The following is a 23131-nucleotide window of genomic DNA, read 5'->3' on the forward strand; positions in this document are numbered from 1 at the left end:
CTTATGCGCGAGGCAGGTCGAGCCTGCTCGTCGTGTTCGAATTCAAATGCAACTGGGACGCCGGAACGCCCGCAGTTGTCGGGCTAAGCCGCAAGCGATGGTTGATCAGCACGGTGACCAGCAGCAGCAGCGCACCGCCGCCGTTGTGAGCGACCGCAACGGCCAATGGCAGATTGAGCAGCACATTGCTGATGCCGAGCCCGATCTGCAGCGCCAACGAGGCCACAAGCAGGCCGGCCAGCCGCGGCAATCCGTGGCGCAAGAGCTGCCAGCAGAGCGCCAGCAGGATCAGCGTCACGCTGAGCGCGCCCAGCCGATGAGTCAGGTGAATGGCGGTACGCGCCTCGCCATAGAGCATGCCGCCGAGGTAGTTGGGGCCGATATCGTGATGGGTCAGGTTGAAGGCGTTGGCGAAATCCATCTGCGGCCACCACTGGCCATGGCAGGTGGGGAAATCGGTGCAGGCCACCGCCGCGTAATTGCTGCTGACCCAGCCGCCCAGCGCGACCTGGACGATCACCGCGAGCATGCCGATCAGCGCGAAGGTTCTGAGCCTGCCCGGCACGCTCGGCATCGCCGGCCTCCGGCCGGACAGGCGCAGCGTCAGCAGAAACAAGAGGCTCAAGGTGGTGAAGCCGCCTAGCAGATGCGCCGTGACCACCTGCGGCCAGAGCTGCAGGGTCACCGTCCACATGCCGAATGCCGCCTGGGCGATGACGACCGCGAGCAACAGCAAGGGAAGTTTGAGCGGCTGTCCCGGCTCGTTGCGGCGGCGTAGCGCCTGCACCGCAAGCCCGAGAATGACCAGCCCCAGCGCACCGGCGAAGTAGCGATGCACCATTTCGTTCCAGCCCTTGTGCACCTCCAGCGGCGCATCGGGGAAGCGCATCGCCGCGAGGCTCTGCTTGTCTTCGCTCATGGGTACGCCCAGAAAGCCGTAGCAGCCGGGCCAGTCCGGGCAACCGAGGCCGGCATGAGTCAGCCGTGTATAGGCGCCGAGCAACACCACCACGACAGCCAATAGCGTGGCGACAAAGGCGAGGCGGTAGCCGGGTTTTGCCATCTGCTTCTCCTTGAGCGACCTCTTTGGGACTCCAGCGAGGCGGCTGAGTGCCTTGGATCAACCGATCTGGGAGATTTTCAGCAGGTGTTTGAGGTCATCGAGGATCGACTTTCCGTTGGCCTTGCCGTCATAACGCAGCACCAGATTGCCGTGGGGATCGACGATCCACAGCTGCGCACCCTGCGGTAAATCAGGATTGGCGCCGTATACGTCCGGGTTCAGGGCGTAGCGCTGCAACTGGGGATACTCTCGTTGCAGGCGCTGGTCGTAGTCGGCAGCCAAGGGCTGCGCACTGGCGAGGGCATGGCTGGCCCGGCCTGCTTCGCGGGCCAGGCCGATGTTGATCTGGCGGGCCAGGTAGACCAGCTGCTGACAGTCTTCAGCGCAACCCTGCGGTGCGGTGACCAGCAATTCCCAGCGCGGCTCGGCAGCCACCGGCGCGGTGACACCCAGAGCATCGCGGCCCTGGCCGGTGGCAACCAGCGCACCGTCGTAGGTACGGGTTTCGGGCACCCAGAAACCGAAGCGGTACATGGCGCTCGCCAGCAGCATGGGGCCGATCACCACCGCAAGGATCAGCAGCAATTGCAAACGTCCCCGGCGCCGTTGTGCCGGTGCAGCCTTGAAGGTCGGATTCATCGCGGTCACTGCTTGCTCCCCCGTGCCTGATGCACGCCGAAGTAGATGAACAACGCCAGCAGTGCCGCTGCCAGCGCAAACCACTGCACTGCATAGCCGACGTGCTGCTGCGGCTGCATAAAGGTCACCGGCCAATCGGCGCGATACGCTGCCGGGCCCGGGTCCAGCCGCAGCTGATATTTGATGCCGTCGCGGTCGAGCAACTGCCAGATGTCTTTCACGTCGACGTGGTTGATCAGACGCGGCCAGCCTTCTGCCATCCGCCGGTTGAGAATGAACGGGTCGCCGGAGGGCGCGTAGATCCAGGCGGACAGCTTCAGCGGGCGATCCGGGGTGTCGAATTTCGGGGGGATGCGCCGGTCCGGCCAGGGCAACCAGCCGCGGTTGACCAGCACCCAACGGCCGCTGGGCTGATCCTGAAACGGCTGCAGCAACTCGACACCAACGCGACCATCGCGGGTGCGGCTGTCCAGCAGGAAGCTGTGCTCAGCGTCGAAGCTGCCCTGCAAGTTGACGCGTGTATAGGCCGGCTCTTGGAGCGTGTCGATCTGCTCCGGGCCGATGGGCGCAGCGGCTTCACGCGCTTCCTGACGAGCCAGCATGTCGCGCTTCTGCTCACCGCGCTCCAGCTGCCAGAAACCCAGCCAGACTAGTAACGGCAACAGACACAGCACCACAAGCGTGGGTATGACGCCCGGCTTGAAGCCGTTCATACCCTGCCCCGCGGCGTATTGATCGGGCTGGCTATACTGCACCCCCACTTCTCCCAGTTCCCCTGTTACGGCGGACCGCTCATGCTCAAGGCGGCAATTGTTCTGTTATTAGTAGCCACACTGGTCAGTCTGTTCAGTGGTCTGTTTTTTCTGGTCAAGGACGAAGGCCGAACCTCACGTGTGCTCACCGCCCTCTTCGTTCGCGTCTCCCTCACGGCATTGACGGTCGCCCTGATTGCATGGGGCTTCTATAGCGGGCAGCTGCAACCCGGTTTCGGCGCCTGATCGGCTTAAATCACGTAGACGAATACGAACAAGCCAATCCACACCACATCCACGAAGTGCCAATACCAGGCCGCCGCCTCGAAACCGAAATGCTGCTCAGGCGTGAAGTGACCGCGGAAGCTGCGCACCAGCATTACCGTCAGGATGATTGCGCCCATGGTCACGTGGGCGCCGTGGAAGCCCGTGAGCATGAAGAAGGTCGCGCCGTAGATGCCCGAGCCCAGAGTCAGGCCCAGCTCGGTGTAGGCGTGTATGTACTCTTCGATCTGCAATGTCAGGAAGGCGATGCCCAGCAGCACGGTGATTCCCAGCCCCAACTTGAGCTGCTTGCGGTGTGCCTTGCGCAGCGCATGGTGCGCCCAGGTCAGGGTGAAGCTGGAGGTCACCAGCAGGATGGTGTTGATCAGTGGCAGGCCCCAGGGGCTGATGGTGCCGGAGGGCGCGGGGTAGAACCTCGGGTCCGGGTTGTTCAGCAGCGGCCAGCTGTACTCGAAGTTCGGCCAGAGCATGGCGCTGACGCCCTTGTCGCCTTCACCGTCTAGCCAGGGGCCTACCCAGTAACGGATGTAGAACAGCACGCCGAAAAAGGCGAGAAAGAACATCACCTCGGAAAAGATGAACCAGCTCATCCCCCAGCGGAACGAGCGGTCCATCTGCGCGCTGTACAGTCCCGCGCGGCCCTCACGGACCACCGCCCCGAACCAGCCGAACATCATGTAAGCGATCAGCAATGCGCCGATAAAAAAGATGATCGGCCCGCTGATCTCGTCGCGGCCGGCCTTGAGGTCGTTGAACCAGCTGCCCAGGCCGAAGACGGTAGTCAGCAGCGCCAACGTTCCCACAATCGGCCATTTGCTCTGGGCGGGAACGTAGTAGTTCTCGTGCGTTGTGGTCTGTTGGCTCATTGCAGACTCTCCTTGGTCGCCACCAGATGCGCCGGATCAACGAGGGCGACGGGAGGTTGGCGGGACGTGATGTCGAACAGGGTGTAGGCGAGCGTCAGGTGACGCACATCCGCAGGCAGATCACGATCGACGATGAAACGCACCGGCATTTCGATACGCTCACCGGGTTGCAGCACTTGCTGGGTAAAGCAGAAACACTCGGTCTTGTGGAAATAGGCCGCCGCCTTTGAGGGCGACACACTGGGCACGGCCTGCGCCGTCATCGGCTTGTCTGTCGGGTTGTAGGCGATGAAGCGCATCTCGCGGCTGGAGCCGGGATGAACATTGAGCTGGTCAGCCACCGGCTTGAATTCCCAGACCATGCCCGAGGCGTTGGTGGCGAGAAACTGCACCCGCACCTCTCGCGCCTCGTCTACGGTCTGCGCACCTTCATAGGCACCCGCCGTCTTGCCGTTGATGCCGAAGGCCTTGCACATGACGTCATAGATCGGCACCAGCGCGAAGCCGAAAGCAAACATCGCCACGACCACCAGCAACAGTCGACGTACCAGGCGGCCCAGCGGCAGCTCAGTGTTCATGGCGAGTCCTCAGAGCCGGCAGGCTAGTCATGTTTCGGACCTGTCCGATGCTCGTGCAGCTCCTCCACCGAAGGCGGCACGCTGAAGGTGTGGTACGGCGCCGGTGACGGCACACTCCACTCCAGGCCCTCCGCACCGTCCCAGGGCTTGGCAGCAGCAATCGGGCCGCCACGGATGCACTTGATCACGATGAACAGGAACAACAGCTGCGTTGCGCCGAACATGAAGGCCCCGATGCTGGAGACCATGTTGAAGTTGGCGAACATCATGTTGTAGTCCGGGATCCGTCGCGGCATGCCCGCGAGTCCGACGAAGTGCATCGGGAAGAACGCCAGGTTCATGCCGACGAAGCTCATCCAGAAGTGCAGCTTGGCGAGGGTTTCGTCATACATGTGGCCGGTCCACTTCGGCAGCCAGTAGTAGGCCGAAGCGAAGATGCCGAAGATCGCCCCCGGCACCAGCACATAGTGGAAATGCGCCACCACGAAGTAGGTGTCGTGGTACTGGAAGTCCGCCGGCGCGATGGCCAGCATCAACCCGGAGAAACCGCCGATGGTGAAGAGAATCACGAAGGCCACGGCGAACAGCATCGGCGCCTCGAAGGTCAGTGAGCCGCGCCACATGGTCGACACCCAGTTGAACACCTTCACCCCGGTGGGCACCGCGATCAGCATGGTGGCGTACATGAAGAACAACTCACCGGTCAGCGGGATGCCGACGGTGAACATGTGGTGCGACCAGACAATGAACGACAGGAAAGCGATGGCGCCGGTGGCGTAGACCATCGAGGTGTAGCCGAACAGCGGTTTGCGGGAGAACGCCGGGATGATCGAGCTGACCGCGCCAAAGGCCGGCAGGATCATGATGTACACCTCGGGGTGACCGAAGAACCAGAACACATGCTGGAACAGCACCGGATCGCCACCGCCGGCCGCGCTGAAGAAGCTGGTGCCGAAGTGGATGTCCATCAGCATCATGGTTACCACGCCCGCCAGAACCGGCATCACCGCGATCAGCAGAAACGCAGTGATCAGCCAGGTCCAGACGAACAGGGGCATTTTCATCAGCGTCATGCCCGGCGCGCGCAGGTTGAGGATGGTGGCGACCACGTTGATCGCGCCCATGATCGAGCTGATGCCCATCAGGTGAATGGCGAAGATGAAGAAGGTCACCGACTCCGGCGCAAAGGTCGTCGACAGCGGCGCGTAGAAGGTCCAGCCAAAGTTCGGCCCGCCGCCTTCCATGAACAGGGTAGAGACGAGCAGCCCGAACGCTGCGGGCAGCAGCCAGAAGCTGAAGTTGTTCATCCGCGGCAGCGCCATGTCCGGCGCGCCGATCATCAATGGGATCATCCAGTTGGCCAGCCCAACGAAGGCCGGCATCACCGCGCCGAAAACCATGATCAGCCCGTGCATGGTGGTCATCTGATTGAAGAATTCCGGTTGCACGATCTGCAGGCCTGGCTGAAATAGTTCGGCGCGGATCACCATCGCCATTGAACCACCGAGCAGGAAGGCGCAGAAGCTGAACCACAGGTACATCGAACCGATGTCCTTGTGGTTGGTGGTCAGCAGCCAGCGTGAGAGGCCCTTGGCTGGGCCGTGGTGATGGTCATGCCCGGCATGACCATGATCGTCGATCACTGCACTCATCACCTGATCCTCTTACTGGGTGGCTTCTTCGGCCTGTTTGAAGATGAGCACGTCTCTCGGCGTGACCATGTCGCCCGTGTCGTTACCCCAGGCGTGACGCTCGTAGGTCACTACTGCAGCGATATCGACTTCCGAGAGTTGCGGGCCGAAGGCAGGCATCGATGTGCCGGGAGAGCCCTTTACGACGATGCTGATATGGTTTTCCGCATCCCCCGTCGCTATCGGCGAGCCCTTCAGCGCCGGGAACATAGGCGGCAGCCCTTCGCCCGAAGCCTGGTGACAGGCCGCGCAGTTGGTCTGGTAGACCTTTTCACCCCGAGCGGTCAGCTCTTCGAGCGTCCATTCCTTGCTGGTCAGTTCGGCCAGCTTGGCGGCTTCAGCCTTCTTCTCGTCGAGCCAGGTGGCATAGTCCTCCTGGGATTTCACCTCGACCACCACCGGCATAAAGCCGTGGTCCTTGCCGCACAGCTCGGTGCACTGGCCGCGGTAAATGCCGGGCTGTTCGACGCGGGTCCAGGATTCGTTGATAAAGCCGGGGATGGCGTCCTTCTTCACCGCCAGATCCGGTACCCACCAGGAATGGATGACGTCCGCAGCAGTGATCAGGAAGCGCACCTTGGCACCTACGGGAATCACCAGCGGCTCGTCCACTTCCAGCAGGTAGTGCTCGCCCTTGGGGGCCAGATTGTTGATCTGATCGCGGGGGGTGGTGAGGTTGCTGAAGAACTCGACGTCCTCACCTAGGTATTTGTAGTGCCATTTCCATTGGTAGCCGGTGATCTGGATGTCCACGTCCGATTCGGTGGGATCGTAGATATGGATGAGCGTGCGGGTGGCAGGCACCGCCATACCGACCAGAATCAGCAGCGGAATGATGGTCCAGAGCACCTCGACCTTGGTGTTCTCGTGGAAATGTGCTGAATCCAGCCGCTTGGAGCGGCGGTGGGCGAACATCGACCAGAACATCACCGCGAACACCAGCACGCCGATGATTACGCAGATCCAGAAGATGGTCATGTGCAGATCGAATACGGAGCGACTGACGTCCGTGGCGCCGGCGCGCATGTTCACGTCCCAGGCTGCCTGGGCCTGACCGAACAGCGACCACAGCCCCATCCCCATCCCCATCCAGACTCGTGGATGTCGCGACATTGCGGGTTCCCCTTATGGTTCTTGTTATCCCGCCGACTACCTGTCCGGCCGCAGAGCGGAGCGAAACGCTCGCTAGAACGGCCTGACTACGCTCTGATCTGGCTCCCCCCAATGCCTGGTTGCCAGTCCTCGCTTTGCACGCGCAGTCGGATTCAATCGGTACGCTTACGATCGGAGTATAGACAGCGATGCAAGACTGGCAATTTCGTCAGGATCAGGCGCTGGCTTCTGCCGTGTGGTCGTTCTTTTTCACGCCGCGGATGTTCATCAACGCCAGACACACCTGCAGCGTGATCAGCGCCCAGGCCTCGGCATACCAGCCCCAGATGACCCAGAGCAGGTTGCTGAGCAGGAAGCACCAGAAGCCCACCGTTCGCCGTTGCGGTTTGAGCGAGCCAATCAGCCACGCCGCCAGAACCGTGACCACCATTGCCGGCCATTGCAGAAGATCGATCCAGTCCACCTTGCCTCCAGAAACGAATGCGCACCGGACCATACCGGCGCCGCAGCGATACCTGGATTGGTGCGCCGAGCGCTTCGTATAGTTCCGGTGATCCGCCCTGCGGGCCCGGGCATGACTAGAGCAGGTTCATCTGCTGCCCGGGCGGCGCGAAGCGACTGCAATCGAGACCGTAATTCTGGTCGCGGCGGTTGTAGCCCAACCGCTTGCAGGCCAGCTGGAAGCGCTGCGCCAAGAGCTGGGCGAACTGCCCTTCGCCGCGCATGCGGCTGCCGAAGCGGCTGTCGTAATCCTTGCCACCGCGCGACTGCCGTACCAGGCTCATGACATGCGCGGCACGCTGTGGGAAATGCTCCTGCAGCCACTCGTCGAACAGCGTAGCCACTTCATGCGGCAACCGCAGCAGCACGTAGCCGGCCGAGCGAGCACCGGCCTCCCGCGCGGCTTCGAGCATGCGCTCCAGCTCCATGTCATTAACCATCGGGATCATCGGCGCGCACATCACGCTGACCGGTACGCCCGCCTCATGCAGGGTCCGCAACACCCGCAGCCGTGCCGCGGGGGACGCGGCACGAGGCTCCATGATGCGCTTGAGCTCGTCGTCCAGGGTGGTCAGGCTGACCGAGACGCTGACCAGCCGTTGCTCGGCCAGCGGCACCAACAGATCCAGATCGCGCAGCACCAGCGAGCCCTTGGTGATGATGTGCACCGGATGCTTGAAGCGCAGCAGAATCTCCAGCGCCTGGCGTGTCAGCTGTTGTTCGCGTTCCAGCGGCTGATAGGCGTCGGTGTTGACCCCCAGCGCAATGGGTTGCGGCACGTAGCCGGGCTTGCTCAGCTCCTGCTCCAGGCGTTCAGCGAGGTTGGTCTTGGCGATCAACCGTGTCTCGAAATCAATCCCTGGCGACATGTCCCAATAGGCATGGCTGGGCCGCGCGAAGCAGTAGATGCAGATGTGTTACGTTAAAGGTTCCACGTTCCTGATCTGCTCAAAAAATGACCAAGAAATGCTTCCCCTACGTTCGTTTCTCTAGTGCCAAGCAAGAAGATGGAAGCACCAGAGCACGCCAGAATGAGCTTATAGAGGCGTTTGTTGCTAAGCACGGCTTAGAGATAGACCAAACCTTAGAAGACGCAGGAACATCCGCATTTCGTGGTCTCAATGCATCTAAAGATGGTGTGCTGGGTGGTTTTTTAGAAAAAGTCAGAAATGGAGAAATTGAGAAAGGTTCTTATTTGCTCATAGAGAACTTTGACCGTTTATCAAGAGATAAGATAGTTCGAAGCAATAAAATATTCAGTGATTTGCTTTTCGCTGGCATAAAAATCGTAATTCTGGACAAGAATAAGGTTTATGACGCTGACAATTTAGACTTCAGTGAATGGATTATTGCTCTTGTAGAGTTTGAAAGAGCAAATAAAGAAAGTGAGAGAAAGAGCGATTTTTCAAGCAAGGCTTGGAGATATAACCGCGAAAAAATGCGTGGCGGTGAAATCGTAACTAAAAAAGTTCCAAGTTGGTTGAGTGTCGAGGATGGTGTTTTTATCGTCGATTTAGATAAGGTTAATAGGATAACCCATCTCTTTAATCTTTCGCTCAAATATGGGCTATTAGAGGCCACTAAAAGATATAACCAAGAGTATGCGGATAAGATGGCACCGCATCAGGTTCAATATATCCTTGGAAATAGAAAGTTGATTGGTGAGCATCAGCCTAAAAAACTCTATTGGGAAGATGGCGGCAAGAGAAGATTAAAGGATGAGGGAAACCCGATTCCAAATTATTACCCAGCAGTTATAGAACAGGAACTGTTCTATAAAGTGCAGGAAATCATTAAAGGCAGGAAGCCATTCACAGGAAACTACAATAAGCAGCAATATAATATTTTTCGCGGCTTAATCTATTGTCGTTGGTGTGGCGGCACCATTAGATATATGAATAAGGGCGAAAGAGATTATTTTATTTGTACGAATAGTATGGGCCATAAATGTATGGCTCCAGGTCAACAGTCTATTCGTGGAAAAAAATTATTTTCGTTGTTTTTCCAGTTTACAGACAAGTTGAATATTCAGTCGCTTATCAATGAGAGTAAAGATTATACAGCAATAAAGACCAATATTCTTAAGGTTGAGAATGACAAGAAGAGAATCCAGAATAGACTTGATGACTTCAAGTCAAGTTTAAAGAAGATGATTCTTGAACAGCAATCAGTTCCGAATTCATTTTATGAAGTCGTAAACGACCTTGAAAATGATTTGGCATCTTTTGAAGAAAAATCAAAAGCATTGAATGAAGAATACAAGCAAGCAACTCAGTCCTATAACGCATTGCTTGAAGTTGAACATATAGACATTGAGTCAATCATTTACGATAGGTCGGAAGCAGCGATTGAAAAAAGAGTTGCTTACAACTCAACGCTTAAACATATATTTAAAGGTATAGCAATTGATTGGCTGGGCGGTATGCTTGTGCTTGAGTTTAAAGACGGCACAGAACGATATTTAAAAGAAGGTCAAAGAGTTCCAGTAGATATTCCAACAGATTTCGATGAAGTGTTAGATATAGAATAATTCCTCGCGTATGCGTATGCGTGCGTTAAAGATATCTATATATAAGATAACAGTAATCAGATAACTAAATGGCCGGCTAAATTAGTCGGCTTTTTTGTGCTCTTGAAAACATTATAATATATGGTAGCTTAATTATATAACCTAAAACTTTTTATAGTTTTATCAACCAGTTGTTCAACTCCCCACACTTTCCATTCTGGAAAGACGCTTCGCTTGAGGGAAGTTCAACTGGTCCCTAGCCGGGAAGGCAGAAGCAGAAGAATATCAACAATTACTAAGAGGGCTTATGAATGTAAAAAATACGACTATGATTTGGAAACGATTAAACTTTATCGCACAGAAAACTAGAAGCAATAAAACCGCTGGTATGCGTCAACTCATTGCTTCTCTTTATCACACTCTAAGGATTGTGAAAAAGAAAGAACTTGAGTTCAACGAAGAACTATCCAAACACAATAGAATAATTTATCAAGGGAAAATTATTCCACTTGATAAGTTATCTATTGATGAGCGTATGGCGATTGTAGATGAAATTATTACCTCCATCGAAAATGATATAAGTTCACATGAGAACATTACTACCATTAAAAATGACCGCTCGAAATACGCCAGCAAACTGAAAGGATTGCTTAAGAAAGAAAATGAACCTGACGACCTTAAAACTCTAATCAATACGGTCCTAAATAGCAGCGGCCATATTGATATAGCTGTAATTGATGGCTTAGAGGATATGGGTTTAAAGAGGGTGAATGACAAAAGGTCAGCACTCACAAAGTTTATTGATTTGCATAACCAAGTGGTTGGAGCAGAAAACAACTCATTGCATAAGAATAAAACAGTCATCCAAGAGTCATTCTTCAAGTTCCCTACGAAAAATAACATCAATGAAGTAAAGCCAGACCATTATCTTAATATTATATATAACTTCCATCGCACACATTTGCCTGACTATAAAATAATGACTTGTGTTTTCCACGGAGATGAAACACTAAGTAAAAAAGGGCTAAATAATGGCGTACATCCGCATATATTCATAAATGGAAAGAACAGTAAGACTGGACAGTATGACCTTGTTAATGCTCAGCTTGAACTTGTAAATCAGCATCTAAGAAACACTAATAGACCAGAATTAAAGAATAATTCTTTCAAATCTGCTCAGCAAATTGGAGAGGTATACCAAGAGCTTGTTTATCAGTATGTAAACAAGAAGCTTAAAGAATATGGTTATTTAATAGAAGCAACTGTAAGTGAGAAAACATTAGAGCATAAAGAGAAACTGGCAAAAATTCGACTTGAACAGAACAAGTCCAAAATATCAAGAAGTCATAATCTACTTTCTTTTACTGAAGAAGAAATAGAAAGGGCTGAGGCAGAAAAGAAAAAACTTGAAATTGAAAACAAGCGTAAAGCCGAAGAATTAGAGAACAAGAAGAAAAATTTCAATGACCTTATCAAAGACATAAACGATAATAGCACTAAATTAACCAAACTTAATGGAGATATTAAAGCCAAGGAAAACCGCCTTTCAATAGTCAATAATGACTTAACTTCGAAAGAAGGCGAACTATCAACTATTAAGAGAGAAATTAAACAAGGGCTGAATAATAAGGCTAAATTATCTACCCAGAATGAAAGATTAGATAGAGATATTGAACAGAAGAACAAGCAGTATAAGCAAACGATTGAGAAGCACCATAAGGAACTCGAAGATCTTGATAAGAAGATAGCCCAAGCGAATTATCAATATACTGAAATCGTATCCAAGTTGAACGATAGTTTAGACAGGTTATCTTTATCCATCACTGATTTATCTATCGTTAGGCACGATAGTCATTCCTCAGTTTCACATAAAAGAAAGACTGAGAATAAGTTTAAGTCTGACATATACGACATTTATTCGAGACTTACGCCGGATGCGAGAAAAGTAATCAAGGAAGATATAAAAAATGACTTACAGAAGGCTGGGCTTGATACTAAGTTGGCAGATTTAAGTTTTACGAATAAAACTAAGTTAATAGTGGGCGATATGTTCCTAAATAAAGAACAAGTTGGGCTTGAAAATGTAGAGATGGAAGAAATAAAAGAGAGAAGGAAACTATTAAAGCCATACTAAGATTTGACATTGGTTATAATTATTGTAGTATATAAAAAGGTGAAGCCCTAATACTTACATATTAAGGCTTCGGGTTGAATACTGATGTCGGCAGGATTCAACATATTTAATTTATATCATATTCTAATAACTTGTCAAATATAAAACCTGCCGAAAAAACCATATCCTAATTATAAATTTCAGTGTTTAACTCTCTTGCAATGTAGGAAATTCAAGCGATTGTTTCGTTGCATAGAGCCAAGTAAGCACCCTACTTTTAATTTATTATCAGTAGGTAAAACGGGGGTACTGGGAAAGCTTACAACCTACCAGCCATATAGAAATATATGTTGAACAGGGTCCAGTTAAGGCGTTGATATAGCCGACATAGTGTTCGAAGTTTAAACTGAGTATCACAGATTTAAACCCCAAGCTATTTAAAGCTTAGGTAAGGCTTCACTGATTTAACTATTTAAGTCAGGAAGACCAGCTTTGCCCAAGCTTTTAGACTGGAAGGATAAAAGCGAAGGGCAAGGCTGGAATTAGGAATTAATAAAATATTAATATATATTATATAGAGCAGTTTAATATATCAGCTATTACTTTATCGACTTTAATGTCTTGTCAATTTCCGATGCTTTGTCGCAATCAATTCCTAGTTCAGAATTAGTGATTTCAGATGCACTTTTAGCGAATCGCCAAAGCATCATCGACTCTAGTTCCTTAACTTTTTCATTAAGCAGTTTGAAAAAAGCTTGGCTTACTTTGCCTCTTTCATTCAAATAACAGCTAAATATATTAATTCTGTCTATAATTTCTTCGCTTTTGTCCTTTTCGTTTTTTCTAATTATTATTTTAAGTTTTTCGCAAGCAATGAGTAAGGCAGTCTCTTCAGCATTAAAATCATCATAATAGAACAATAATAGAGACCGGTAAGCCTCATCATTCAATAGTTTAGAAAGTTTTACATCTACCAGATAATCAAACTTAAGTGCGAAATATACTTTTTCTACAAATGCCTCAAACGTCTCATTGCTACCCTTGTCCATTTGGGTGCTCCGTCGCATTTTTGGCGATTTTTATACGAGGTTTTGAACGTTGTCAAACTTTTGTTGTACAGCTGATTGAGATGGAACCTATTACAGAATACATCCAGCCATGTTCACAGCCGCGATAGGGGTTTACCGAACGATCGAAGCCGACATCCGGTGACTGGTTGCGGGTGAGCACGGTCTTGGCTGTTTCGAAGCGTACCTCGGTGGCGCGCGTCGGTGGCACGTCCTGTTCCCAGCCGTCGTCATATGCCTCGCTACGGGTCGGGGCGAAGCGGTTGTCCGGATTGATTGCGGTGCCACGGCCACGCGGCGTGCTTTTCGGCGGGTACATGACAGGCTCCGAAATACTGTATATGAATACAGTATCAGAACTTCCTCAAGCGTCGCTAATGTCGACGAGCCCGCCCGTCGAGTGGGGTGGACCGAAATAGCGCAGCCGCGATCTGGCAGCGCTATCTCGTCCAAAGCAATCGGTGAAGTAAACGCCCCCTACAGAGCTGATCTCGAGACTCAGCGGCACACATCATGTGTGCTGTGAGCAACCGGAGCCATACGGCTCATGCATGCGACAACTAGCATGTCAGCTGGACCGTCGCACCTGCACCTTGCTGTACTCGGCTTCTGCGACGTCACTGAGGCGAATGACGCCGCTTCTCGCCAGCTCCCGTGCGCGCCAGTAAAGGTACAGGTCCGTAGGGAAGAAGCCGTCGCAATGGCCCATGACTTCAGCCATGGCGCGGGCCAGCGGCATCCAGTCGTCGCCGCAGGCGGCGACTAACTCGCCGTCGATCCGTGACTGGTCTTCGCCGACAAACCGACCCTCGACCCAGCGACGTATCGCAGCGCTTTCCCGTACGGTGGCACGCCATTGGCCGGCGAGTTCAACGAGGCGTTCAGGGCCGACGAGGCGCGGCTGATAAAGCGCTGCCAGGGCGTCCGGCGCATTCATGGATACGGCCATGCGCATGCCAACCCGACTGTCGCCGGTGCCGCAGGCCACCTCATGCAGCGCGATTGACGAGCCTTCCAATGCCGCCGCCACACGCGCCAGCATCAGCTGTTCGGAGGCGCTATCGCCATGCCAGACCGTGACTTGCCGCGCCTGCTCAGACAGCCGCGCCAGCCACTCGGCATCGGCGGCAATGCCGGAGAAATCCGGCCGAGGCTCCAGCCCGGCAGGCCAGACGGCTTCCCAGAAGGCCATACGCATTCTGCAAGGCGGAGACTCGATATCAGCCAGCGGCCCGACGGCCAGGTCGTCGCGCAGCACCCGCACCTCGCTGCCGTCAGCCAGCAGGGGCCGAACGCTCTCCGCGGCGAGGTCGCCGCAGGTGATGTGCCACATGGCGAGCCTCCCTTGGATCAGTCGGGTTTTTTCTTCAGCTTGGGATTGGGGAAAAACTGCACGGCTTGCACCTGCGGATCGGGGGCCTTGGGCTTGGCCTGGTTGACCCGCGTACCCAACTCCGAGGGCACGGATTGGCCCTGGGCGTTGAGGGTGTCAGCGTAGCCGCACTCAACGCATTCGCGATGTGGAACGCCATCGACGTCCCACATCTTGATGCTGTCGCTGGCGCTGCACGCCGGACATACCGCCCCGGCGATGAAGCGCTTGGTGGTCACCTTCGGCTCGTCGCTCATGCCACTTCCTCGGTCAGACCGAGATGGCGCAGCAGCGCATCGGTAGACGGCTCACGACCACGGAAGTCGACGAACAGCACCATCGGCTCCTGCGAGCCGCCGCGCGCCAGGATAGCCTCGCGGAAGGCGCGCCCGGTGTCGGCGTTGAATACGCCCTCTTCCTCGAAGCGCGAGAAGGCGTCGGAGGACAGCACCTCAGCCCACTTGTAGCTGTAGTAGCCCGCCGCGTAACCACCGGAGAAGATGTGCGCAAAGCTGTTGGGGAAGCGGTTGCTGGCTGGCGGACGCATCACCGAGACCTCGTCGCGGATGCTTTCCAGCACCTGGAGCACGCTGCGGCCGTCTCCGTGAGTGGCGTGCAGTTCGAAGTCGAACAGTGAGAACTCCAGCTGACGCACCATCATCAGGCCGGACTGGAAGTTCTTCGCCGCCAGCATCTTGTCGAGCAGATCCTGCGGCAGGGTTTCGCCGGTCTGGTAGTGGCCGGAGATCAGCGCCAGACCTTCGGGCTCCCAGCACCAGTTCTCCATGAACTGACTCGGCAGCTCGACTGCGTCCCAGGCCACGCCATTGATGCCTGATGCACCGGCATGCTCGACCTGGGTCAGCAGGTGGTGCAGGCCATGGCCGAACTCATGGAACAGCGTAGTGACTTCATCGTGGGTCAGCAGCGCCGGGCGCTCGCCCACCGGTGGGGTAAAGTTGCAGACCAGGTTGGCGACTGGCGTCTGCAGCGTCCCGAGGCAGGTGCGGCGCTTGTCACGCGCCCCATCCATCCAGGCGCCACCACGCTTGTTGGCCCGCGCATAGAGGTCGAAGAAAAATCGCCCGACGTGCTCGCCTTTCTCACGGATCTCGAACAGACGCACGTCCGGATGCCAACCGTCGAAGCTTTCCAGCTCGTGAATCTCGATGCCGTACAGGCGCTTGACGATGGCAAACAGGCCGGACAGCACCTTGTCCACCGGGAAGTAGGCGCGCAGCTCTTCCTGGCTCAGGCTGTAGCGAGCCTGGCGCAGCTTCTCGCCGAAGTAATTGACGTCCCAGCTCTGCAGATCGGAAACGCCCTGCTCGGCGGCAAAGGCGCGCAGCTCCTTCAGGTCGCGTTCGGCAAACGGCTTACTGCGCTTGGCCAGGTCACGCAGGAAGCCCAGCACCTGATCGGTGCTGTCAGCCATTTTGGTCGCCAGCGACAGCTCGGCGTAGTTGCCGAAGCCCAGCAGCTTCGCCAGTTCCTGACGCAGGTCGAGGATCTGCTCCATCACCGGGCCATTGTCGAACTGGCCGGCGTTCGGGCCCTGATCGGAGGCGCGGGTGGAATAGGCGACGTAGACCTCTTCACGCAACTTGCGATTGTCGGCGTAGGTCATCACGGCGTAGTAGCTGGGGAATTCGAGGCTGATCAGCCAACCGTCCAGTTCCTTGGCCTTGGCCGCTTCGGCCATCTGCGCCTTAGACGAATCGGTAATGCCGGCCAGCAGGCTTTCGTCGGTGACGTGCTTGGTCCAGGCCTGGGTCGCGTCGAGCAGCTGGTTGGAGAAGGTGCTGCCCAGTTCGGCGAGCTTCATGCTGATCGCGCCGAAGCGCTGCTGCTCGGCCGGCGGCAGGTCGATACCGGACAGGCGAAAGTCACGCAACGCGTGTTCGAGAATGGTCTTCTGCGCCACATCGAAGCCGTCGGCCTCGGCGCTCAGCGACAGCGCCTGGTAGGCGGCGAACAGGTCGGCGTTCTGGCCCAGCTCGGTGGCGTAGGCGGACAGTTTGGGCAGACAGGCCTCGTAGGCGCTGCGCAATTCGGCATTGTTGCGTACGGCATTGAGGTGGCTGACCGGACCCCAGGCGCGGCTGAGGCGCTCGTTCATTTCGTCGAGGCCTACCACCAGGGTGCCCCAGTCGAGGCTCTCGGCGGGGCGGCTGAGCAATTCCTGCAGGGCGACGCGGTTCTCGCCTAGGACGGTATCGACCGCCGGCTCGACGTGCTCCGGACGAATCTCGGAATACGGCGGCAGGTCGAATTCCCGAAGCAGCGGATTGGTATCGGTCACGGCAGTTGCCCCTTCTGAATAAATGATCACCGGTGCATGTTAAAGACAAATGCCCGACCGCGCAGCTGGGGAACGAAGCGATAGAGCGGCTCTATTCACAACGAAACGGCGCGAGTGACGGGCATCCGTAGCGGTTATTGGACCGCCGTCTGCTCGGGCAATTCGGGGCGTCGCGCATAGCGCTGGGCGAGCACCGTGCAGACCATCAGCTGGATCTGATGAAAGAGCATCAGCGGCAGGATGATCATGCCGACCGCACTGGTGGCGAACAGCACCTGCGCCATGGGCACGCCGGTCGCCAGGCTCTTCTTCGAGCCGGCGAAGAGGATGGTGATGCGGTCTTCCAGATTGAAGCCAAACACCTTGGCCAGCATGGCCGTCAGCCACAGCACGATGGCCAGCAACAGACAGCAGGCCACCACCAACCCGATCAGGTGCCCAACCGGCACGATCTGCCAGAGGCCATCGACCACCGCACCGCTGAACGCCGTGTAAACCACCAGCAGGATCGAGCTCTGATCCACGGTTTTCAGCCAGGTCTTGTTGCGCGTCACCCAGGCGCCGATCCAGCGGCGAGCGATCTGCCCAGCGATAAAGGGCACCAGCAGTTGCAGCACGATCTTGCCGATGGAATCCAGCGTCGAGCCGCTCTCGCCTTCGACACCCATCAGCAGCAATACCAGCAGCGGCGTGAGGAAGATGCCGATCAGGCTGGACGCCGCGGCGCTGCAGATGGCCGCCGGCACATTGCCACGCGCCAGCGAGGTAAAGGCGATGGCCGATTGCACGGTGGCGGGCAGCGCACAGAGGTAGAGCATGCCCAGGTACAGCTCGTCACCGACCATCGGCGTCAACACCGGCTTGAGCGCCAGTCCCAGCAGCGGAAACATGACGAAGGTGCAGGCGAACACCAGCAAGTGCAGGCGCCAGTGGCCGGCACCGGCGAGGATCGCTTCGCGCGACAGCTTGGCGCCGTGCATGAAGAAGAGCAGCGCGATGGCGGCCGCCGTCAGCCACTCGAAGAACACCGCGCCGCGCCCTTCGCAGGGAAACAGCGTGGCAATGGCAACCACGGCGAGCAGGGCCAGGGTGAAGTTGTCGAAGAGCAGGCGGAGCTTGGCCATATGGTTTCCTTGGGACTTGCAGGCGACAGGGATCGACCTTAACGTGAGCGCTTACTTCCGACTAACGCCAAGCAGGCACGAAATGTCGCCAATCGGACAAGAAGCCGCACTGATTACCCGTCTTGGCGCTCTCAAAGCGCTGCCGCGGCCGGTCTATGGTCAGCTCGACTCGCCGCCCAACCTCAAGCTGGGCTACCGCCACAGCCATCCCTGGGTGCAGCTGTCCCATGCGGTGGAAGGCGTGCTCGAGGTGCGCACCGACAATGGCCGCTTCATCGCACCGCCGCTGCGCGCGGTGTGGATACCTGCCGGGGTGACGCATCAGGTCTTCTGTGCGCCGGACACCTGCATTCGCAGCCTGTATATCGACCGAAGCGTAGCTGGCGATGCGCCCGAGCATTGCCGCGTGCTGCAGGTCAGCCCCCTGCTACGCGAACTGATCCGGCATTTCAGCACCCTGCCCGAAGCCTATGCCGAAGACGGTGCAGAAGGACGACTGGTACAGGTGCTGCTCGATCAACTCGGCTGCGCACCGGAGGTCGAACTGGTGCTGCCGCTGCCCGCCGAGCCACGTCTGCATCGGTTGTGCAAAAGCCTGCAGGCGCAACCGGAGTCGCAGGAAGGCCTGGCCGACTGGAGCCGCACCCTGGGCGTATCGGAACGCACCCTGAGCCGGCTGTTCCTCCGTGAGACCGGCCTGACCTTTCGCGCCTGGCGCCAGCGACTGCGGCTGCTCAGCGCCCTGCCAGCACTGGAGCGCGGCGAGCGGGTCACCGACGTGGCGCTGGGCTGTGGTTATGAGTCCTTGTCGGCCTTTATCGCCGCCTTTCGCGAACAGTTCGGCGCTACGCCGGGCGAATTCTTCCGTCCCGGCAGCAACACACTCGATGGTCGGGTCTATCAGTGACCGACACCCCACACACACGCGCTTACAGGAGCCACCCATGAGCATCCGAACCTTCCAGGAACACACACCGGCACTTGGCGAGCGCGTCTTCGTCGACCCCAGCGCCGTGCTCATCGGCGACATCGAGATCGGCGAAGACAGCTCCGTCTGGCCGCTGACCGTGATTCGCGGCGACATGCACCGCATCCGCATCGGCAAACGCACCAGCATTCAGGACGGCAGCGTGCTGCACATCACCCATGCCGGCCCGTTCAACCCGGACGGCTTTCCGCTCACCATCGGCGACGAAGTCACCGTCGGCCACAAGGTCACGCTGCATGGCTGCACCTTGGGCAGCCGGATTCTGGTTGGCATGGGTTCGATTGTCATGGACGGCGCGGTGGTCGAAGACGAGGTCATCATCGGCGCCGGCAGCCTGGTGCCGCCGGGCAAGACGCTGGAAAGCGGCTACCTCTACGTTGGCAGCCCGGTGAAGCAGGCGCGCCCGCTGACGGAAAAAGAGCGCAGCTTCTTCAGCTACACCGCCGGCAACTACGTGAAGCTGAAGGATCAGCATCTGGCAGAAACGCCTGAAGCCTGAAGCAACAAATCGTGCGCGAGACGATTGTCGAACTGCGCCCCCACAGGAAATTACCGAGCCCTGCGATGCACCACTCAACCATCCTCTTCGACCTCGACGGCACCCTGACCGACCCACGCGAAGGCATCACCCGCTCGATCCAGCATGCACTGGCGCAGCTCGGCATCGACGAGCCGGATCTGGCCAAACTCGAGCCCTTTATCGGCCCGCCGCTGCTGCAGGCGTTCATGGAGTTCTACGGCTTCGACGAAGCGCGGGCCTGGGAAGCGGTCGGCTATTACCGCGAGCGCTTCAAGACGATCGGCCTCTACGAAAACCTGCTATTTGATGGCGTGCTTGAGATGCTCGAACACCTGCGCGGGCAAGGCCGGACGCTCTATGTAGCGACCTCGAAACCCTCGGTTTTCGCCCGCGAAATTGCCCGGCATTTCGCCTTCGATCAGCACTTCAAGGTCATCTATGGCAGCGAGCTGGACGGCACCCGCACCAATAAGGTCGAGCTGATCGCCCATGTGATCGCCAGAGAAGGGCTCGATCCCGAGCAGACGCTGATGATCGGCGACCGCAAGCACGACCTGATCGGCGCGCACAGCAACGGGTTGCAGGCTGTCGGGGTGGGTTACGGTTTTGGCAGCCATGCCGAGCTGATGGCGCAATCGCCAGCGTATTACTACGCCACGCTGCCAGAGCTGCGCACGGCGTTCGGCTAGGGCGTCTTGTCTCGCTCGGGAGCGAAGCTTACAGGCGGTGACCCATCGGCGTTGATCTGCTGAACCTGCGACGGCCGGCCCTCGGCATCGAGCCGGATGCGACCAATACCCGAGCCGTTCCACAGGCGTTCGCCAGATCGGCTGCGGCTCGGCAGCCACGGCTGCACCCGCACCCGGCGGCGTTTGGTGAACCAGTTCAGCGGCGAGCGCGGCGAATACAGCCAGCGGTTGAGCCGGTCGAACAGGTCGAGCAAGCGCGGCGGAAACTCGTTCTTCACGCCACTGCTGGTGATCTGCCATAACCGCGGGCCGTCAGCACGGCCGCGAATGCGCACCTCATAGGCGAACGAGTAATGCACGTCGCCGGAGAGGATCACGTAGTTACCCGGCGTGCGGGTGTGGCGGAAGATGTTGAGCATGACCTGCGCCGCGCCGCGATGGGCCATCCAGTTTTCGGCGTCGACCAACAGCGACAGGCCGGCCCAGCTGAATACGCGTTGCACGGTCTCGATCAGCTTGACGCCGAACATCGGCGCCGGCGAGACGATGATCACCGAGCGATGGTCAAGCAGCTCCTGCTGAAAATCCGTCAGCGCTTCCCAATCCATCAGCCCCGAAGGCCGGCTCAGGTTGCGCTCGCTGCGCCAGCGGCGGGTACGGGTATCGAGCACCACCAGCGCCGGCTCGCTGGGTATGACATAGCCCCAGTCGCCGCGCTCCAGCAGCTCGTCAACGACTCGATCATGCAGGGCGCAATCGAGTCGCCCGTCTTCGCCGCTATTGAGCAACGCCTCAACGGCGCTCAACGACGTGACGCTGGCATCCGGCGCATTTCCCCAGGCCTGACACAACAGATAGCCGAGCAAGGCGTTGCCGATGATGCGCCGGGAAAACGGATGGCCGTAGGCGGTCTGCTCCCAACGGGCGCTGAGGTTCCAGTCATCGGTGATGTCGTGGTCATCGAAAATCATCAGCGACGGCAAATGTGCCAACGCCCGTGCCACCTGCGGCAACCCGGCCTGAAAGGCATCGATACAGCGAAGTTCACGCGCCCAGCGATCAGCCAGCTCGCCATCCAGCGGCGGCGACTGAAGCTCGATCAGGCCCCAGGGCACGGGTGACCAGACCAACAGGTACATCGCCAGCACCTCGCCCAGCGACACCAGATGGTTGTGCGCGCTGGAGGTGGTGAACACCGGTTTTTCGACTCCTCCAAAGAAGCGCTCACGCAGGTCTTCATTGGATTTGAACGCAGGCAACAGTTCCGCGCGCCGGTAGTAGGTGGCTGGATGCGCCAGCAGCTCATCGCTGTCGGCGACGGTGGCGCCCTCAAGACACTCGCCATACAGTCCGAGCCGGCGAATCAGCGCATGAATGGCTACCAGAGTGGGCCCGGCCAGGTCGTCGGCGTAGATCTGGTCGCCGGTCATCAGCAGCGCGGCGGGCCAGCGCTCGGGGGAGCGGCGGGTCTGGGCCACCAGCGAATCCACAGTAACCAAGCCATCCGCCGAGGGGTGGTGCGGCTTGCGGCAGGAGCCATGCAGCAGATCGTCGTAGCGCGAGCGGACGACGAACGCCGGCCGCTGGAAACCTTCATGGATCAGGTGCGGCGCCCACTCGGCGATGCCTTGCTCAGTGCCGTCGCGCTGGATCAGCAAGTCGTATTCGACCAACCGATCCACCGGCAGCGGTGTAGCCAGATGGAGATCGATCAGGTGCAACCAGGCCGAGGTGCCAACGCGCAATTGGCGACAGCTTTCGCCGTCCAGGGCCAGCGATACCGGAGCCTCCTCTTCGGGCTGCAAGGCCAGGCGCAACTGCAGCGGCTCGCTGGCCACCAGCCAAAGCACCAGCCGCCCCGCCTCGAGCCGGCGCAGCATGGGCCCGGCAAGCACAAGGGGAAGGGATGCAGCGGTGTCGGATGGTGCGGGGCTGGGCATGCAACAGCTCGATGGACGGCAATGGAGCATCAGAGTGTAACGAATGGCGCCGGTTCGTCCGGGTTTGTGGGTCTGAGTCGCTCCACCGAACCGGTGGATGAAAAGAGCGTCATCCACCCTACTCACTGCTCAGTGATGAGGCTCAGTCTTTGTAGGGTGGATCGCGCTTCTCCGATCCACCGAGCGGTGCGAATAGCGACTGAACGAAGGAACACTCGCCCACGGGCCCGGGCGCCATCAAGCGCGCCGTCTTGACTGGTCGTTGAGCAGCGATTGCAGGCGGTCGAGAAAGACCAGCCCCTCTTCCCAACGATGGTGCCCCGAAGCCACGTTGATGTGTCCGACACCATTGAGCACGCTCACTTCGCTGCCCTAGACCTTGCCCATGGCACGTGCACGGTCGGCGCTGGCGGCCGGATCATTGTCGGACCCCACCAGCACGCTCGGAAACGGCAGCGGCGCCAAGGGCAACGACGCGAAGTTGCGCAGCGGCTCAGGGCAGCCTGGCCGCTCGACGTCCGCCGGTGCGACCAGCAGCGCACCCCTCACCCGTCGCAGCGCATCGGGCGCTGCCTGCGCGGCCCAATGTGCGACGGTTACGCAGCCGAGACTATGCGCTATCAGCACCACCGGCTCTGACGCGCTGGCGATGCCGCGACTCAGTTCGGCCACCCAGTCAGCACGCTGCGGCTGAAGCCAATCGGCCTGTTCGACGCGCTGGCTGTGAGGCAAGGTGCGCTGCCAGTGGCTTTGCCAATGATCCTCAGGCGAGCCGTGCCAGCCGGGGACGATCAGGTAATGAAACGATCCACGCCGCATGGGATGGCCTCTCGATGGTCACTGAGCCGCGAGTCTATCGCCCGCACGACCGCTACCAGAAAGAATAAGAATGCATTTGCTTATGCACTAAAAGCGTCTAATCAAGCCACTTGCTTGTCGTCCCGATCGAGTAGGAGGCGGATTCACATCCGCCGTCCTCTCACACCACCGTACGTACGGTTCCGTATACGGCGGTTCAG

General features: G+C 57.3%; 20 protein-coding genes and 3 pseudogenes. 6 read left to right on the plus strand and 17 right to left on the minus strand.

Annotated elements, in window-relative coordinates; translation table 11 throughout:
• Position 1 precedes the first annotated feature (1 nt).
• Genes ACSSNI_RS16105 through ACSSNI_RS16115 form a run of 3 tightly spaced genes read right to left on the minus strand, consistent with a single transcriptional unit; the run spans position 2 to position 2415 of the window.
• Positions 2 to 1063 carry a COX15/CtaA family protein gene (locus tag ACSSNI_RS16105; protein ID WP_200640352.1) on the minus strand — a complete coding sequence of 354 codons (1062 nt, stop codon included), beginning with the start codon at positions 1061 to 1063 and terminating at the stop codon, positions 2 to 4.
• A 57-nt stretch (positions 1064 to 1120) separates the two neighbouring features.
• On the minus strand, positions 1121 to 1702 hold the full coding sequence (locus ACSSNI_RS16110) for a hypothetical protein (RefSeq protein WP_200640739.1): 582 nt from the start codon (positions 1700 to 1702) through the stop codon (positions 1121 to 1123).
• A gap of 5 nt (positions 1703 to 1707) precedes the next feature.
• Positions 1708 to 2415, minus strand: a complete 708-nt coding sequence (locus ACSSNI_RS16115; RefSeq protein WP_159969739.1) for an SURF1 family protein — start codon at positions 2413 to 2415, stop codon at positions 1708 to 1710.
• Positions 2416 to 2496: 81 nt separating this feature from the next.
• Here ACSSNI_RS16115 and ACSSNI_RS16120 point away from each other — a divergent pair, with 81 nt between their 5' ends.
• Positions 2497 to 2700, plus strand: coding sequence for a twin transmembrane helix small protein (locus ACSSNI_RS16120; RefSeq protein WP_101152710.1), 204 nt, complete (start codon positions 2497 to 2499; stop codon positions 2698 to 2700).
• A gap of 5 nt (positions 2701 to 2705) precedes the next feature.
• Here ACSSNI_RS16120 and ACSSNI_RS16125 read toward each other — a convergent pair whose 3' ends face one another.
• The 6 genes and pseudogenes from ACSSNI_RS16125 to ACSSNI_RS16150 all read right to left on the minus strand — a co-directional run.
• Positions 2706 to 3605, minus strand: coding sequence for a cytochrome c oxidase subunit 3 (locus tag ACSSNI_RS16125; RefSeq protein ID WP_200640350.1), 900 nt, complete (start codon positions 3603 to 3605; stop codon positions 2706 to 2708).
• A complete protein-coding gene (locus tag ACSSNI_RS16130) occupies positions 3602 to 4183 on the minus strand; it encodes a cytochrome c oxidase assembly protein (RefSeq protein ID WP_102837211.1) in 582 nt (193 codons plus the stop codon). Before ACSSNI_RS16130 ends, ACSSNI_RS16125 begins: the two co-directional genes overlap by 4 nt.
• 23 nt (positions 4184 to 4206) lie before the next feature.
• Positions 4207 to 5835 (minus strand): cytochrome c oxidase subunit I, encoded by a 1629-nt coding sequence (gene ctaD, locus ACSSNI_RS16135; protein WP_200640348.1) that lies wholly within the window; start codon positions 5833 to 5835, stop codon positions 4207 to 4209.
• A gap of 12 nt (positions 5836 to 5847) precedes the next feature.
• A complete protein-coding gene (gene coxB, locus ACSSNI_RS16140) occupies positions 5848 to 6987 on the minus strand; it encodes a cytochrome c oxidase subunit II (protein ID WP_448259649.1) in 1140 nt (379 codons plus the stop codon).
• A 214-nt stretch (positions 6988 to 7201) separates the two neighbouring features.
• Positions 7202 to 7483: a hypothetical protein gene (locus ACSSNI_RS16145; RefSeq protein WP_234484691.1), complete on the minus strand. Its 282-nt coding sequence runs from the start codon at positions 7481 to 7483 to the stop codon at positions 7202 to 7204.
• Between the two features lie 82 nt (positions 7484 to 7565).
• Positions 7566 to 8405, minus strand: a pseudogene (locus ACSSNI_RS16150) (PA0069 family radical SAM protein); the annotation flags it as partial.
• Between the two features lie 38 nt (positions 8406 to 8443).
• Between ACSSNI_RS16150 and ACSSNI_RS16155 the strand changes: the two are divergent.
• Positions 8444 to 10018, plus strand: coding sequence for a recombinase family protein (locus ACSSNI_RS16155; protein WP_448259652.1), 1575 nt, complete (start codon positions 8444 to 8446; stop codon positions 10016 to 10018).
• A 286-nt stretch (positions 10019 to 10304) separates the two neighbouring features.
• Complete coding sequence (locus tag ACSSNI_RS16160; protein WP_448259654.1) at positions 10305 to 12131, plus strand: hypothetical protein; 1827 nt, start codon at positions 10305 to 10307, stop codon at positions 12129 to 12131.
• Positions 12132 to 12709: 578 nt separating this feature from the next.
• Here ACSSNI_RS16160 and ACSSNI_RS16165 read toward each other — a convergent pair.
• The 6 genes and pseudogenes from ACSSNI_RS16165 to ACSSNI_RS16190 all read right to left on the minus strand — a co-directional run bounded on the left by ACSSNI_RS16165 (position 12710) and on the right by ACSSNI_RS16190 (position 17975).
• A complete protein-coding gene (locus ACSSNI_RS16165; RefSeq protein WP_448259655.1) occupies positions 12710 to 13159 on the minus strand; it encodes a hypothetical protein in 450 nt (149 codons plus the stop codon).
• A gap of 97 nt (positions 13160 to 13256) precedes the next feature.
• Positions 13257 to 13496 (minus strand): annotated as a pseudogene (locus ACSSNI_RS16170) (radical SAM protein); the annotation flags it as partial.
• Positions 13497 to 13745: 249 nt separating this feature from the next.
• Entirely contained in the window at positions 13746 to 14510 is a 765-nt protein-coding gene (locus tag ACSSNI_RS16175) for a DUF1835 domain-containing protein (protein ID WP_200640342.1), read from the minus strand.
• A 17-nt stretch (positions 14511 to 14527) separates the two neighbouring features.
• On the minus strand, positions 14528 to 14806 hold the full coding sequence (locus ACSSNI_RS16180) for a YheV family putative zinc ribbon protein (RefSeq protein WP_102837217.1): 279 nt from the start codon (positions 14804 to 14806) through the stop codon (positions 14528 to 14530).
• Positions 14803 to 16851 (minus strand): oligopeptidase A, encoded by a 2049-nt coding sequence (prlC, locus tag ACSSNI_RS16185; RefSeq protein ID WP_148925785.1) that lies wholly within the window; start codon positions 16849 to 16851, stop codon positions 14803 to 14805. Before prlC ends, ACSSNI_RS16180 begins: the two co-directional genes overlap by 4 nt.
• 134 nt (positions 16852 to 16985) lie before the next feature.
• Positions 16986 to 17975 (minus strand): bile acid:sodium symporter family protein, encoded by a 990-nt coding sequence (locus ACSSNI_RS16190; protein WP_102837219.1) that lies wholly within the window; start codon positions 17973 to 17975, stop codon positions 16986 to 16988.
• Between the two features lie 82 nt (positions 17976 to 18057).
• Between ACSSNI_RS16190 and ACSSNI_RS16195 the strand changes: the two genes are divergently transcribed.
• The 3 genes from ACSSNI_RS16195 to ACSSNI_RS16205 all read left to right on the plus strand — a co-directional run bounded on the left by ACSSNI_RS16195 (position 18058) and on the right by ACSSNI_RS16205 (position 20172).
• On the plus strand, positions 18058 to 18882 hold the full coding sequence (locus tag ACSSNI_RS16195) for an AraC family transcriptional regulator (RefSeq protein ID WP_102837220.1): 825 nt from the start codon (positions 18058 to 18060) through the stop codon (positions 18880 to 18882).
• Between the two features lie 37 nt (positions 18883 to 18919).
• Positions 18920 to 19462: a gamma carbonic anhydrase family protein gene (locus tag ACSSNI_RS16200; RefSeq protein WP_200640340.1), complete on the plus strand. Its 543-nt coding sequence runs from the start codon at positions 18920 to 18922 to the stop codon at positions 19460 to 19462.
• A gap of 65 nt (positions 19463 to 19527) precedes the next feature.
• Entirely contained in the window at positions 19528 to 20172 is a 645-nt protein-coding gene (locus ACSSNI_RS16205) for an HAD family hydrolase (protein ID WP_102837222.1), read from the plus strand.
• On the opposite strand, the gene ACSSNI_RS16210 is transcribed toward ACSSNI_RS16205, so the two are convergent.
• On the minus strand, positions 20169 to 22112 hold the full coding sequence (locus ACSSNI_RS16210) for an alkaline phosphatase D family protein (protein WP_200640338.1): 1944 nt from the start codon (positions 22110 to 22112) through the stop codon (positions 20169 to 20171). The two genes, ACSSNI_RS16205 and ACSSNI_RS16210, sit on opposite strands and share 4 nt — an antisense overlap.
• Before the next feature lie 237 nt (positions 22113 to 22349).
• Positions 22350 to 22931: pseudogene (locus ACSSNI_RS16215) on the minus strand (RBBP9/YdeN family alpha/beta hydrolase).
• Positions 22932 to 23131: the final 200 nt, after the last annotated feature.

The organism is Stutzerimonas tianxiuensis (assembly GCF_053470365.1).

Coding starts and splice junctions, on each gene's coding strand:
- ACSSNI_RS16120 (WP_101152710.1), top strand. CDS start 2,497: ATGCTCAAGGCGGCAATTGTTCTGTTATTAGTAGCCACACTGGTCAGT.
- ACSSNI_RS16125 (WP_200640350.1), bottom strand. CDS start 3,605: ATGAGCCAACAGACCACAACGCACGAGAACTACTACGTTCCCGCCCAG.
- ctaD (WP_200640348.1), bottom strand. CDS start 5,835: ATGAGTGCAGTGATCGACGATCATGGTCATGCCGGGCATGACCATCAC.
- ACSSNI_RS16165 (WP_448259655.1), bottom strand. CDS start 13,159: ATGGACAAGGGTAGCAATGAGACGTTTGAGGCATTTGTAGAAAAAGTA.
- ACSSNI_RS16160 (WP_448259654.1), top strand. CDS start 10,305: ATGAATGTAAAAAATACGACTATGATTTGGAAACGATTAAACTTTATC.
- ACSSNI_RS16110 (WP_200640739.1), bottom strand. CDS start 1,702: ATGAATCCGACCTTCAAGGCTGCACCGGCACAACGGCGCCGGGGACGT.
- ACSSNI_RS16115 (WP_159969739.1), bottom strand. CDS start 2,415: ATGAACGGCTTCAAGCCGGGCGTCATACCCACGCTTGTGGTGCTGTGT.
- ACSSNI_RS16190 (WP_102837219.1), bottom strand. CDS start 17,975: ATGGCCAAGCTCCGCCTGCTCTTCGACAACTTCACCCTGGCCCTGCTC.
- ACSSNI_RS16155 (WP_448259652.1), top strand. CDS start 8,444: ATGACCAAGAAATGCTTCCCCTACGTTCGTTTCTCTAGTGCCAAGCAA.
- ACSSNI_RS16130 (WP_102837211.1), bottom strand. CDS start 4,183: ATGAACACTGAGCTGCCGCTGGGCCGCCTGGTACGTCGACTGTTGCTG.
- ACSSNI_RS16205 (WP_102837222.1), top strand. CDS start 19,528: ATGCACCACTCAACCATCCTCTTCGACCTCGACGGCACCCTGACCGAC.
- ACSSNI_RS16175 (WP_200640342.1), bottom strand. CDS start 14,510: ATGTGGCACATCACCTGCGGCGACCTCGCCGCGGAGAGCGTTCGGCCC.
- ACSSNI_RS16195 (WP_102837220.1), top strand. CDS start 18,058: ATGTCGCCAATCGGACAAGAAGCCGCACTGATTACCCGTCTTGGCGCT.
- ACSSNI_RS16145 (WP_234484691.1), bottom strand. CDS start 7,483: ATGGTCCGGTGCGCATTCGTTTCTGGAGGCAAGGTGGACTGGATCGAT.
- ACSSNI_RS16200 (WP_200640340.1), top strand. CDS start 18,920: ATGAGCATCCGAACCTTCCAGGAACACACACCGGCACTTGGCGAGCGC.
- coxB (WP_448259649.1), bottom strand. CDS start 6,987: ATGTCGCGACATCCACGAGTCTGGATGGGGATGGGGATGGGGCTGTGG.
- ACSSNI_RS16210 (WP_200640338.1), bottom strand. CDS start 22,112: ATGCCCAGCCCCGCACCATCCGACACCGCTGCATCCCTTCCCCTTGTG.
- ACSSNI_RS16180 (WP_102837217.1), bottom strand. CDS start 14,806: ATGAGCGACGAGCCGAAGGTGACCACCAAGCGCTTCATCGCCGGGGCG.
- ACSSNI_RS16105 (WP_200640352.1), bottom strand. CDS start 1,063: ATGGCAAAACCCGGCTACCGCCTCGCCTTTGTCGCCACGCTATTGGCT.